Genomic DNA, 12192 nt, shown 5'->3' on the forward strand with positions numbered 1-12192 from the left:
CCGGGGCCGCTCTGTCCGCATATGGACCTGTCCCGGATTGCGCGTCGCTCCATCCGGGCTACGAGCTACGCGATCAATTCATTCCCTGCGCGCCGCGGACCAGCCGGCCCGGGCGTGCGCCGGTGGCCTTGCCCGCGCGCTGGGTGACGACGCCGGAGACGATGGTGGCGTCGTAGCCGTCGACCTGCTGCAGCAGGCGGCGGCCGCCGACCGGCAGGTCGTAGTGTACCTTCGGCGGATGCAGATGCAGCCGGTCGTAATCGATCACGTTGACGTCGGCCTTGAAGCCCGGCGCGATCACGCCGCGATCGGTGAGGCCAACCGACAGCGCGGTCTTGCGCGATTGCGCCGCGATCACGAACGGGATCGAGAGCTTCTCGCCGCGGCTGCGGTCGCGCGTCCAGTGCGTCAGCAGATAGGTCGGGAAGCTGGCGTCGCAGATGATGCCGCAATGCGCGCCGCCGTCGGACAGGCCGGGCACGGCGCTGGGTTCGCGCAGCATCTCATGCACGGCATCGAGATTGCCGTCGGCATAATTCAGGAACGGCACATAGAGCATGCCGCGCCCCTCGTCGGTCAGCATCGCATCATAGGCGAGCTCTTCCGGCCGGCGGCCCTGGCGGCGCGCCTGCGGGCCGAGCGCGTTCTCCGGCGGCTGCTCATAATCCGGCGGATTGCCCAGCAGATACATCTTGTCGTAGTTCGGCCGGAAGAACAGCGGATCGTCGGTCGCGGTCGCGCTCTCGCTCAGGATCGCGGCGCGTACATCGGGCCGGCGCAGATGCGTCAGCCGCTCGGCCAGCGGGAGCCTCGCGATCTCGCGATAGCTCGGATGGGTCTGGAACGGGTTGCGCGACAACTCCAACCCGAGCAGCAGCCCGACCGGCCGCGCCGCGATCTGGGTCGTGATCGACAGGCCGCGCGCGGCGGCCTCATTGATGGTGTCCATGGTCTGCCGCCAGCGCCGCGGCGCCTTGTCGGCCTGCGCGACCGAGAACGAGATCGGGCACTTGGTGTTCTCGGCGACCCGCAGCATCATCGGCAGGTCCTCGTGCACGGTGCTCTGGTCGAGCACGAATTGCAGCACGCTGCGGCCGACGCCGTGCATCGCGCCCGCGATCGCGGTCAATTCGTCCTCGCCCGCCTTCAGCGTCGGCGTGTAATCGCCGGTCGAGGTGCGGTGATTGAGCGTGCGCGAGGTCGAGAAGCCGAGCGCGCCGGATCGCACCGCGTCGCCGGCGAGCGCCGCCATCGCCTTGTTGTCCTCGGGCGTTGCCGGATCGCGGCGTGCGCCGCGCTCGCCCATTACGTAGACGCGCAGCGCCGCGTGCGGCAGCTGCGCGCCGATGTCCATGTCGAAACTGCGCTTCGACAGCCATTCCATGTAGTCGGGGAAGCTTTCCCACGCCCAGGGAATGCCGGCGGAGAGCACCGGCTCCGGAATGTCCTCGACGCCTTCCATCAGCTGGATCAGCCGGTTGTGGTCGCTCGGCCGGCACGGCGCGAAGCCGACGCCGCAATTGCCCATAATTGCAGTGGTGACGCCGTTCTGCGACGACGGCGTGATGTCCTGGCTCCAGGTGACTTGGCCATCGTAATGGGTGTGGACGTCGACGAAGCCGGGCGCCACGAGCTTGCCGCGGGCGTCGATCTCTTCCTTGCCCTTGGCTGCGACCTTGCCGACTTCGGTGATCTTGCCGCCGGTGATCGCGACATCGGCTTCGTAGAGTTCGCCGCCCTTGCCGTCGGCGACGGTGCCGCCGCGGATCACGAGGTCTGGGGTCGAGGTCATGGCATTTCATCCCGGGGGCTGTTCTTGGTTATGCGGCATCATGGGTGAGCCCTTGATGCTGTCAACCGGCGCCGGTGAAGCTCTGGGATGCGCTGGCGATGATTAGCCAGCGCGTGTTGCGCTATCGCGCGTCAGCAGCACCGTGGCGCCACGGCCGATGCAGCGGGCCGCTGCGGTTCATCTCGATGAAACCGTCGCGGATCGACCCTAGCCTCCAGCAGGGGCTGTCGCGGCGATCGGAATGAATTCCTGTTGCGCATTACGCTTCAGCGCGCCTCTCGCGCTTGGATAGCGATGCGGCCAAATCCAACATAAAGGGGGTGATCTTGGATGGAATTCGCGGTCAACCCGGGCTGCAATAGCCCGATATGCCTTGTCAATGTCATGAAACCTTCATACACCATGTTGGGAGCGATCTCGTTGGATGGACGGCGGCCGGTCGTGACCGATGCGGGGACTGCCATTGCCGTGCGGCATGGCGATCAGGCGGAAATCGAACTCAAGCTGCTTGCGCCGCAAGGAAGCCTCGAAAAACTGCGCGAGGCAGCCTGTATCGTGCAGTACGCACGCAATCGCGGCGCATTTCACCGGCTGGAAACGGTCTATTACGACACGCCGGAGCGACTCCTGTTTCAGCACGGCATGTCACTGCGCGTGCGACGAAGCGGCAAGAATTTCATCCAGACGCTGAAGCTTGCGCCCAATGGCGCGCAGCCTCTGTCGCGACGCCAATGGGAGGTGCCCGTTGAAGGCATCGCCCCTGATCTGGCGCGGTTCCCCGCCGAAGAGATCGGCGATCCCGTGGCGGCGCTGAGCAACGATGTGCTGGTGCCGGTGTTCGCGACAAAAGTTCGCCGGCACGCGCGGCAGCTCGATCTGCCCGATGCATCGGTTGAAGTCGCCTTCGACGAGGGGACCATCGAGGCCGATGCGCGCCAGGAGGTGCTGTCGGAAATCGAGCTTGAACTGAAGAGCGGCAATGCCGGCGTCCTGTTCGATCTCGGAACGCAGTTGCTCGACGCAGCGCCGCTGCAGATCGGCACGCGCAGCAAGGCGGAGCGCGGCTATGCGCTGGCGTTCGACGTCGCGCCATCGGCCGCGAAGGCCGAATTGTCGGGCATCACCGCGGACCTCGTGGTCGACGACGTCATCGCATTGTTGGTGGGCTCCTGCTGGCATCATCTGCTGAAAAATCATGCGGTGGCCGAGCAGGGATCGGACCCCGAAGGCGTGCACCAGATGCGCGTGGCGTTGCGGCGCTTGCGGACGATCTGTGCGTTGTTCCGGCGCGACATTCCATCCCCGGCATTTCTGGCGATCAACAGCGAAGCAAAATGGCTGATGCGGCAACTCGGTCAGGCCCGCGACTGGGACGTCTTCGCCGGAACGACGATCACCCGCCTGGTCAGCGCGGTTCCGGATATCGACCTGGACGGCCTCCGCAAGGCGGTCGAGCAGCGCCAGAAGTCGAGCTACGGTACCTTGCACAGCGTTCTGGCGGATCCCCGCTGCAGCCGCTTCCTGCTCTCGCTGGGGCATCTGGCGGAACGCCGTAGCTGGCGCAACGAGATCGACAGCGAAGCACTGGCTGTCCTGTCGCAACCGATACCGGTGCTCGCCGACAGGATCCTGGAGCGATTGCATCGCAAGACATTGAAGCGGGGTGCGGGCTTCCGGCGGCTCGATATCCACGCCCAGCATAATCTCAGGATCAACCTCAAGAAGTTACGCTATGCGGCGGAGTTCTTCCTGCCGCTTTACGCCGCCCACGCGCCGGCGAAGCGCTACGTGAAGCGGCTTGCCGGGCTGCAGAACAGCCTCGGGCGGGTGTGCGACATCGGCAGCACGCGCGTGCTGCTCCACACCATCGCGCAGGACGACCAGCCTGCGCTGCATCTGGGCATCGGCGCGATGGCCGGCTGGTTGGCTCGCGATCAGATCGCGGTGGCGAAAACGCTGCGCAAGAGTTGGCGCCGGTTCAAGACGACGCCCGCATTCTGGGGCCGGTGAATCGCGCCTTTTGCCGACAGTAGCTGCGCGGTTAGAGTGATCGCCTAACGGGGTTGCGCGTGGATCGCAAGTTCAGCGGCCTTCGGCTTGCGCTCGGTGACCAGCGCGAGCAGCACGGTCAACACCATGAAGACCGCGGAGGCGCCGAACACCCAACGCGGCATGTGCTGATCCATGATCCAGCCGAACAGCAGCGGACTCACGATGCCGCCGAAGTTGAACCCGGTGGAGACGATGCCGAAGGCGCGGCCCGCGGCGCCGGGCGGGGCGGCGTTGCGCACCATCATGTCGCGGGACGGCGCGATCACGCCGCCGAGGAATCCGGCAAGCCCCATCGTAAGCGTGAGCGCCACGGGCGGCAGGTTCACCAGTGCGACCAGCACGACCAGCACGGCATTGACGGCGAAGCAGCCCGCAGCGACTTGGCTGTGGCGATGGGTCCAGTCGGCGAGATAGCCGCCGGCGAGCACGCCCGCGGCGCTGGCGCCGAGGGTCGCGGTCAGCGCGATGTTGGCGGTCGAGAACGACGCGCCATAGCCGCCCATCAATGCGACCACGCCGAAATTGTTGATGCCCGAGGTCGACAGGCTGAGCAGCGTGAAGAAGACAGTCAGCATCATCAGCGCCGGGGTGATCACGCTGACCTTCGGCGCCGCGTCGTCCTTCGGCTTGTTCTTGTTGGCGCCGGCATCGGGAATCCCGAGCACGATCAGGAACAGTGCCACCAGCGGTCCGACCGCGCCGGCGACGATCAGCGCGCCGAGGCCGCCGATCGAGGCGACGAGGGCTGCCACGATCGCAGGCGCCACCGCGCCGCCGAGGAAGCCGGCAAAGGTGTGGATCGAGAAGGCGCGGCCCATCCGCGCCTCGTCCATATGGGCCGAGAGGATGGCGTAGTCGGCCGGATGATAGACGCTGTTGGCAAGGCCGAGCGCCACGGCACAGACGATCAGCGAAGTATAGCTCAGATGCAGGCCGAGCCCGATCAGCGCGCACCCGCCGATGGTCAGCCCGATCAGCAGGATCGAGCGGGCGCCGATATGGTCGGCGAGGTAGCCGATCGGCGCCTGCGTGAGGCCCGAGACCACCGCAAACACCGTCAGCGCGAAACCGAGCTCGACATAGCCGACGCCGAGCTGCTGCTTGAGGAAGGGGAACAGCATCGGCAGCACGAAGATGTGGAAATGGCTGACCCAATGGGCGACCGAAATCCCCGTCAGCGTGCGTAGCGCGCTGTCGGCTTTAGCTTGCTGCGGTGCGGCCAGAATGTCGACCATGTCCGTGACAACCCACTTTTTCCAAAGCCCGGCAGGGCCGGCAGAAAATAGAGGCTGGGCGCTAATTGTCCATGAACGCGGGCGCATGGCTGCCCCCGGCGCGGGCGTGCCGGATCGACACATGCGGCATTAAAGGCGGCGACAAAGTGCGGCCTTGCGGTGATGATCGGTCATGGTCGATCCCAAAAAGCAGCTCAAGGTGCTTGTGTCAGAGGGCTCCAGCACCTCCGGCCGCGAGGCGATCACGGTCCTGGGGTTGGCCGGCCATCACGTCGAGGTTTGCGATCCCTCACGCTGGTGCCTGGCGCGCTATTCCCGCTTCGTCCGCAAGTACCACCATTGTCCGCCGCTGCGGTCGGATCCGGCCGGCTTCCTCGGCTTCGTCGAGCGCCTGCTGGCGTCGCGGCATTTCGATGTGTTGCTGCCGACTCATGAGCAGGGGTTTCTGTTCGCTCGCGCCGCGCCGCGGCTGACATCCCATGCCGGCCTCGCGCTGCCGGATTTCGAGAGCTATCGCGCGGTGCACAGCAAGGCAGGCTTCAGCCGGCTGCTCGACCAGCTCGGGCTGCCTCAGCCGCCGACCCGGATCGTGAATTCGGCCGACCAGTTGCGCGAGGCGGTGCGGTTTCCGTCCGTCGTCAAGACATCGGTCGGCACCGCGAGCCGCGGCATCTGGTTCGTGCGCGACGCCGCCGATCTCAACCGTGCGCTCTACGACCTCGAATCCGCCGACGACTTTGCCGGCGAGGTGCTGGCGCAGGATCTCATCACCGGCACGGTCGAGAAGGCGCAGTCGGTGTTCTGCTGCGGCACGCTGATCGGCTTCCACGCCTACCGGCAGATCACGGCCGGAGTCGGCGGCGGCGAGGCGATCAAGGAGAGCGTCAGCCGGCCGGCGATCCGCGCTGTGCTCGAGACCATCGGTGCGCATCTCAACTGGCACGGCGCGCTTTCGGTCGACGTCATCATGCCGCTCGACAGCACGACGCCGCTGTTGATCGATTGCAATCCGCGGCTGGTCGAGCCCATGAACGCGCACCAGTCCGGCACCGATCTGGTCGATCTGTTGCTGCGTGTCTCGCTCGGCGAGACGCCGACGCTGCTGCCCGATGGCCGCGCCGGGGTGCGGACGCATCTCGCCATGCAGGCGCTGCTCGGCAGCGCATCGCGCGACGGCACCCGGCGCGACCTGATCCGGGAATGCGGCCGCATCGCCACCCGTGAAGGTCTCTATCGAGGAAGCAGCGAGGAATTGACGCCGATGCGGCTGGACTGGCTCAGTGCCGTGCCGCTCGCGATGACCACCGCACTACTGCTGGCGTCGCCGCCGATCGCCGCGTCGCTGGCCCGCGGCGGGTTTGGTGCGCATCTGCTCGATCGCGCGAGTATCAAGGAGATCGAAAGCGAGGATTTCTTGCGCGATTCCTCAACACGTGGTCCCGGCTCCCGTGCGCAATTGCGCACCAGGCCGGGACGACGGTGATAGATGTTGCCGTGTCCTACAAGGGCTCGTCGTCATTGCCGTAGCGATCGAGCTTCGGCGTGGCGATGTCGCCATCCTCATAATAGTCGTCGTCTTGCGGCGCTGCGGGCGGCGGAGGCTTTTTCGACTTGTCGTCGGTCTTGTCGTTGCTCCCTGTGCTGCCCCTGCTCGTCCTTCCGGCCTTGGCCATGCGTTTCCCCTGCGCGGGTCAAACTATCTGCCGGAATTCTACTCCAGTTCCCCGCGGCTTGTAACGTGAGGAGATGGCGCGGCCGGGCCGCTCCGCCGCGCCAATCATTGCCCTAGAACGTCGCGCCTGCCTTGACCATATAGGTGCGGCCGGGCAGCGGATAGGCCGAAAAGCGGCCGGCCGTGAACGAGCTCGCAACGGCGTAGTCGTAGTAGAGCGCGTTGAACAGGTTGTTCACGCTGACCGACCAGAAGAAGCGGTCAACCTGTCCGCTGAGCTTGACATCGGCAGTGGCGTTGCCGGGAATCCGGCTCTGGGTATTGGCTTGGTCGTTGTCCATGATGCGCGAGCTCCAGGCCCGCACCGTGGCGTCGAACACCAGATAGTTCTGCCAGATATTCCAGGTCACGCCGAGATTGCCGGTGGTGCGCGACACCAGCGGCACGTCGTTGCCGGCCCAGATGCCTTCGCGGAACACGGCGCGGGTGATTGCCATGCCGCCGCGCAGGGTGACGCTGTCGCTGACCTTGAGCGAGGCGCTGGTTTCTGAGCCGTAGCGGCGGGTGGGGTCGAGGTTGGTGTTGTAGAACAGCACCGGGTTGAAATGGATCTCGTTCTCGAGATCCATCAGATAGACGCTGGTCTGCACCTGAAACAGGTTGGTCTTGACGCGGAAGCCGCCCTCGATGTCCTGCGACGTCTGGGTCTTGAGCTGAAAATTCTGCGGGATCGGGGCGAAAGTCAGCGGGTCGAACGCCGGACCCGATGCGACTCGCTCGTCGACATCGGGCGTGCGGAAGGCGCGCGCGGCGCGGCCGAATACCGAGAAGGCGTCGGTGAAGCGATGCTCGGCGCCGACATGCAGTGCGTATTGGGTCTCGTTGCTGTCGAGCGGCGCTGCTTGCGTGTCGAAGGCAAACGGCGCGTTCGGATCGTAGCGGTCGCGCGCCGAGACGCTCGTGTTTTGTACGCGCGCACCGTAGGAGAAATCGGTGGTCGGCAGCAGACCCAGCGTATGCTGCCAGTAGCCGGCCACGCTCTGCTGCTCGATATTGTAGACGTGGAAGGGGTCGACGCCCTGATAGGCGCCGCGCGCCTCGAGGAACGTCGAATCGTAATAGTCGATGCCGGTCAGGATCGTGGACGGCATCCCCAGCATCATAGTCTTGACGCTGAGGCGCGGCGTGAGCGACCAGGTGTCGAGCGCGGCGTCATTGTAGGTCGAGGCGAAGCTGATGGTCGGCACGGTGCCGAAGAAGCCGCTCTGCGTCTCGCGTTGCCGCCAGCCGCCGTCGACGATGAGGTCGACGCCGTTGATCAGCGTCTTGGTGAAACCGGCCGTGACGCTGGCAGTCTGCTGGTTGGCATAGTCGAACGGCGTCGCCGCGCCGCGGCGATCGGTCAGCAGCTCGTTGACGCCGATCGACGGATCGACCAGCCGTCCGCCGGGCAGGCCGAGCTTCTGGTCGCTGCCGGTGACGGTGAGGAAGGCGGTGAGATCTGACGTCGTGTAGTTGACGTTGCCGACGGCGTTGCGCTGGTCGAGCGCGTTATTGACGCGGTAGCCGTCTGACTTGATGCCGTTGCCGTAGAACGAGGTTGACCAAGGACCCGCATTGAGCGCCGTGGAGACCGCGGCCATGCGGGTGTTGAACGCGCCGAAGCCGCCTTCGGCCCTGATCGTGGCCGGTGGACTGCCGGCGCCGGTCTTGGTGATGATGTTGATCACGCCGCCGACCGCGTTGTCGCCATACAGCACCGCGCCGCTGTTGCCGCGCGTGATCTCGATCCGCGCGATCGAATCGAGCGGGATCGTGGTGAGATCGAAGCCGGCCTTGTCGACGTCGTTGAGGCGGCGGCCATTGAGCAGGAACAGTGTGTTGTCGGAGGCGAATGCGCCGAAGCCGCGCAGGTCGACCGCGGTCTTGGCGCCGTTCGGGCCGCCGTAGAGCGATTGCAGCTGCACGCCCGGCACCTGCGCGAGAATCTCGGGCAGCGACTGCCGCGGCGAATGCGCGATGTCGTCGGCGGTGATCACGGTCGAGGAGGAGCCGACGACGCCGGCGAACTGGCGGCCGCCACCCGTGCCACCCGTTCCGGTGGCCGTCGCCGTCGTGTTCGATCCGGCTCCGCTGCCGACATTGTTGCCTTGCACGGTACCCGGCGCCGGGCGGCGCGGCGCCGGTGCTTCATCAGCGGCCGGCTTGGCGCGCGTGACATTCTGGTCGTTTGGCCGGGTGATTTCGACGGGCGGCAGCTGATCGGGAGCCTGCTGCGCCCGTGCGGTCGAGAGAACGATTGTCGGTACGATCATCGCCAGTGCGAGCAGAAGCGCGCGGCGGCGCCGGGAGAAAGCGTTGGAGAACATCTAGGCGAGACCTCGGTAACGTCAGTGGTACGTCACCGCGAACCAGTCTCACCGTTGCGCTCTCGCATCAGGTGAAGCTCATGCCTGTACTCCCCGACCGGCATCTTCGCGTGTGACCACGGCTGACGGCAGGTCTCCTGGCTCGCGGGTCGTTACCCTTCGCCGCCTTCCCAGGACCGAGTTTCCCAGTGGCATTTGACGAAGGATTCACCGCATACAGTTGCGGGGGCAGCCGCGGCGTTGGGGAAGTTTCCCCGCACCGCATTCCCTTTTTATCTCGTGAAAGAACCGTCATGTTCATCTAGGGTTCGGCCGGGCAGCAAAGTCAACCCGGCGAATGTCGAGCTGCGGCCGCGCGGCCACGGTTTTTGTCGGGTGTCGCTTGCCTGCCACGGCGATCGCTGTAAGAGCATGGATCCAATGAGCGTGCAGGATTTTGCCTTGGCGGCCGAGGTCGCGGCGCGGCGCCGGTGGGGCGCCACCGCGGCGCTGTTCGCGCTGGTGGTCCTGCTGTGCGTGCTCTCGCTCGGTATCGGGCCGGTGCGGGTGTCGCCGCTTGCGGTGATCGAGGCGCTGTTCGGCGGCGGCAGCGACGTGGCGCAGGTGATCGTGCGCGAGATCCGGCTGCCGCGTACCATCCTGGCGTTCGCGATCGGCGGCATCCTCGGGCTATCGGGCGCGGCGCTGCAGGGCCTGCTGCGCAATCCGCTGGCTTCGCCGTCGCTGTTCGGCGCGCCGCAATCGGCGGCATTCGGTGCGGTTCTGGTGATCGCTCTGGGCCTCGCCGATGTCCGGTCCTATGCGCTGCCGGTGGTGGCGATCATCGCGGCGTTCGGTTCGGTGTTCGCGCTGCTCGCGATCGCCGGCCGCAATGCCGGGCTGTTGATCCTGATCCTGGCGGGGCTCGCGATCTCGAGCTTTGCAGGAGCTGCGACGGCGCTGGTGATGAACCTCTCGGGCAATCCGTTCGTGGTGCTCGAGATCGCATTCTGGCTGCTCGGCTCGCTGGAGGACCGCAGCTTCCAGCACGTGGCGCTGGCGCTGCCCTTCATCATCGCGGGCGCCGCCGTCCTGCTCAGCCAGGCGAGCGCCTTCCGCACGCTGACGCTCGGCGAGGAGGCCGCGCAAAGTCTCGGCGTCGATGTCGCCCGGCTCCGGCTCCTCGTCATCACCGGCGTTGCGCTTGGTGTCGGAGGCGCGGTCGCCGTGACAGGCACGATCGGCTTCATCGGTCTCGTTGCTCCCCATTTGATGCGTCCCGTCATCGGTCATGATCCGGCGCGGCTGCTGGTGCCGAGCGCGCTCAGCGGCTCGGCGCTGCTGCTCGCCGCCGATATCGCGGTGCGCATCATCCCCTCGACTTCGGACATCAAGGTCGGCGTGCTGACCTCGATCATCGGCGTGCCGTTCTTCCTGTATCTGATCATGCGCGAACGCCGCGCGCTCGGCGGAGGCGTGGCATGACGCTGCTCTCCGCCACCGCGCTCAACGCCTCGCTCGGTAGCCGCAAGGTGCTGCACGACGTCTCGCTGTCGCTGGAAGCGGGCCATCTGGTCGCGCTGGTCGGCCCGAACGGTGCCGGCAAGACCACGCTGCTGCGCGCGCTGGCCGGGCTCATTCCATCCGATGGCGACATCAAGATCGACGGTGACACACTGGCCTCGCTGCCGCTGCGCGAGCGCGCCAAGCGCTTCGCCTATCTGCCGCAGGGGCACATGGTGCATTGGCCGTTGCCGGCGCGCGATATCGTGGCGCTCGGCCGCTATCCGCATGGCGCGACCGATCCGGCGCGGCTGTCGCCGAAGGATATCGAGGCGGTGCTGCGGGCGATGCAGGCCGTCGATGTCACTGCATTCAGCGATCGCCGCGTCACCGAGCTGTCCGGCGGCGAGCGCAGCCGCGTCGCGCTGGCCCGGGTGCTGGCGGTGGAGGCGCCGGTGATCCTCGCCGACGAGCCGACCGCCTCGCTCGACCCGCGCCACCAGATCGATGTGATGCAGAAGCTGCGCAATGTCGCCGACACCGGCGTACTGGTCATCGTGGTGACGCATGATCTCGGGCTCGCCGCGCGCTTTGCTGATCACGTGCTGGTGCTGGCGGAGGGGCGGCTCGCGGCACAGGGCGCACCCGCTGAGGCGTTGTCGGAGAGCGTGCTGGCCAGCGTGTTCCGGATCAGCGCGTATCGTGCCGAATTCCAGCGCGAGGCCGTCATCGTGCCGTGGGCGGACGTGTGATGCGGATGTGGCGCCTCGTAGCCGTTGTCGCGGTGTGGTCGATGTCGTGCGCTGCCGCCTCCGCTGGCGGACTGCGCATCGTCTCGATGAATGTCTGCAGCGACCAGCTCGTGCTGTCTCTGGCCGATCCGGACCAGATCCTCGGCCTCAGCCGCTTTTCGCGCGATACCTGGCAGTCCTGGGCGGCCGAGCAAGCAAAAAGCTATCCGCGCCTGTCCGGCGAGGCCGAGGATGTGCTGCTGCTCAAGCCCGACGTCGTCGTGGTCAGCCTGTTCGACAAGCGCGCGACGCGCGACCTCTTGAAGGCGCAGGGGTTGCACCTGGTCGAATTCACGGTGCCGCGCACGCTGGACGAAGTGAAGGACCAGATCCGTGCGATGGGCGATGTGGTGCAGCATCCCGATCGGGCGCAGGCCGAGATCGCGCGCCTCGATGCGGCGATCGCGCGGGCGCGGACGGTGGCGAGCGCCCATCATTATCGCGTGTTGCCGCTAGAGCGCCGCGGCTTCGTGTCGGGCGACAGGAGCCTCATCAGCTCGCTGCTGGCGGCAACCGGCCTGACTAACGCGGCCGGCGAACTCGGCCTCGACGCCGGCGGATTTGCTTCGCTGGAGGCGATCGTGAAACTGCGGCCGGATTTCATCCTGGTGTCGGAGGCCGGCGATCGCGCCGAGGATGAGGGCCGCGCCTTCCTGCTGCATCCGGCGCTGGAGCGGTTCTATCCGGCTGAGAAGCGCATCGTGCTGCCGGAGCGGCTCACGGTGTGCGGCGGCGTGATGCTGGCGGATGCGCTGGATCGGTTGACGGAAGAATTGCAGCGGGTGACGCGATAGGCCTA

9 protein-coding genes and 1 riboswitch are annotated in these 12192 nt (G+C 66.5%); of the genes, 5 read left to right on the forward strand and 4 right to left on the reverse strand.

All coding sequences use genetic code 11. The features are described from left to right. Nucleotides 1-73: 73 nt before the first annotated feature. Nucleotides 74-1792 carry an N-acyl-D-amino-acid deacylase family protein gene (locus AKN83_RS23355; protein ID WP_050406025.1) on the reverse strand — a complete coding sequence of 573 codons (1719 nt, stop codon included), beginning with the start codon at nt 1790-1792 and terminating at the stop codon, nt 74-76. A gap of 330 nt (nt 1793-2122) precedes the next feature. Between AKN83_RS23355 and AKN83_RS23360 the strand changes: the two genes are divergently transcribed. After that, nucleotides 2123-3802, forward strand: coding sequence for a CYTH and CHAD domain-containing protein (locus tag AKN83_RS23360; protein ID WP_050406027.1), 1680 nt, complete (start codon nt 2123-2125; stop codon nt 3800-3802). 44 nt (nt 3803-3846) lie between these two features. On the opposite strand, the gene AKN83_RS23365 is transcribed toward AKN83_RS23360, so the two are convergent. Beyond that, on the reverse strand, nt 3847-5079 hold the full coding sequence (locus AKN83_RS23365; protein ID WP_050406028.1) for an MFS transporter: 1233 nt from the start codon (nt 5077-5079) through the stop codon (nt 3847-3849). A gap of 172 nt (nt 5080-5251) precedes the next feature. On the opposite strand from AKN83_RS23365, the gene AKN83_RS23370 reads away from it, so the two are divergent. Then, complete coding sequence (locus tag AKN83_RS23370; RefSeq protein WP_244522061.1) at nt 5252-6562, forward strand: ATP-grasp domain-containing protein; 1311 nt, start codon at nt 5252-5254, stop codon at nt 6560-6562. A gap of 16 nt (nt 6563-6578) precedes the next feature. Here AKN83_RS23370 and AKN83_RS40645 read toward each other — a convergent pair whose 3' ends face one another. Beyond that, the gene (locus AKN83_RS40645) at nt 6579-6752 is read right to left on the reverse strand and encodes a hypothetical protein (protein WP_172803599.1); all 174 of its coding nucleotides are present in this window, start codon (nt 6750-6752) and stop codon (nt 6579-6581) included. Between the two features lie 112 nt (nt 6753-6864). Next, nucleotides 6865-9120 carry a TonB-dependent receptor gene (locus tag AKN83_RS23375; RefSeq protein ID WP_050406029.1) on the reverse strand — a complete coding sequence of 752 codons (2256 nt, stop codon included), beginning with the start codon at nt 9118-9120 and terminating at the stop codon, nt 6865-6867. A 110-nt stretch (nt 9121-9230) separates the two neighbouring features. Continuing rightward, a riboswitch (cobalamin riboswitch) is annotated at nt 9231-9428 on the reverse strand. A 112-nt stretch (nt 9429-9540) separates the two neighbouring features. Here AKN83_RS23375 and AKN83_RS23380 point away from each other — a divergent pair. The 3 genes from AKN83_RS23380 to AKN83_RS23390 are packed head-to-tail and all read left to right on the forward strand — an operon-like array spanning nt 9541 to nt 12187. Beyond that, complete coding sequence (locus tag AKN83_RS23380) at nt 9541-10584, forward strand: FecCD family ABC transporter permease (protein WP_050406030.1); 1044 nt, start codon at nt 9541-9543, stop codon at nt 10582-10584. Continuing rightward, nucleotides 10581-11354 (forward strand): ABC transporter ATP-binding protein, encoded by a 774-nt coding sequence (locus AKN83_RS23385; protein ID WP_050406032.1) that lies wholly within the window; start codon nt 10581-10583, stop codon nt 11352-11354. Before AKN83_RS23380 ends, AKN83_RS23385 begins: the two co-directional genes overlap by 4 nt. 5 nt (nt 11355-11359) lie before the next feature. Next, the gene (locus tag AKN83_RS23390; protein ID WP_430641574.1) at nt 11360-12187 is read left to right on the forward strand and encodes an ABC transporter substrate-binding protein; all 828 of its coding nucleotides are present in this window, start codon (nt 11360-11362) and stop codon (nt 12185-12187) included. The last annotated feature ends 5 nt before the right edge of the window (nt 12188-12192 follow it).

The sequence above is a fragment of the Bradyrhizobium embrapense genome, from assembly GCF_001189235.2.
GTDB classification, from domain to species: Bacteria; Pseudomonadota; Alphaproteobacteria; order Rhizobiales; family Xanthobacteraceae; genus Bradyrhizobium; species Bradyrhizobium embrapense.

Bases quoted from the DNA above. Each gene is read 5' to 3' on its own strand.
- AKN83_RS23355 (WP_050406025.1), bottom strand. From the start codon at position 1,792: ATGACCTCGACCCCAGACCTCGTGATCCGCGGCGGCACCGTCGCCGAC.
- AKN83_RS23360 (WP_050406027.1), top strand. From the start codon at position 2,123: ATGGAATTCGCGGTCAACCCGGGCTGCAATAGCCCGATATGCCTTGTC.
- AKN83_RS23365 (WP_050406028.1), bottom strand. From the start codon at position 5,079: ATGGTCGACATTCTGGCCGCACCGCAGCAAGCTAAAGCCGACAGCGCG.
- AKN83_RS23370 (WP_244522061.1), top strand. From the start codon at position 5,252: ATGGTCGATCCCAAAAAGCAGCTCAAGGTGCTTGTGTCAGAGGGCTCC.
- AKN83_RS40645 (WP_172803599.1), bottom strand. From the start codon at position 6,752: ATGGCCAAGGCCGGAAGGACGAGCAGGGGCAGCACAGGGAGCAACGAC.
- AKN83_RS23375 (WP_050406029.1), bottom strand. From the start codon at position 9,120: ATGTTCTCCAACGCTTTCTCCCGGCGCCGCCGCGCGCTTCTGCTCGCA.
- AKN83_RS23380 (WP_050406030.1), top strand. From the start codon at position 9,541: ATGAGCGTGCAGGATTTTGCCTTGGCGGCCGAGGTCGCGGCGCGGCGC.
- AKN83_RS23385 (WP_050406032.1), top strand. From the start codon at position 10,581: ATGACGCTGCTCTCCGCCACCGCGCTCAACGCCTCGCTCGGTAGCCGC.
- AKN83_RS23390 (WP_430641574.1), top strand. From the start codon at position 11,360: ATGTGGCGCCTCGTAGCCGTTGTCGCGGTGTGGTCGATGTCGTGCGCT.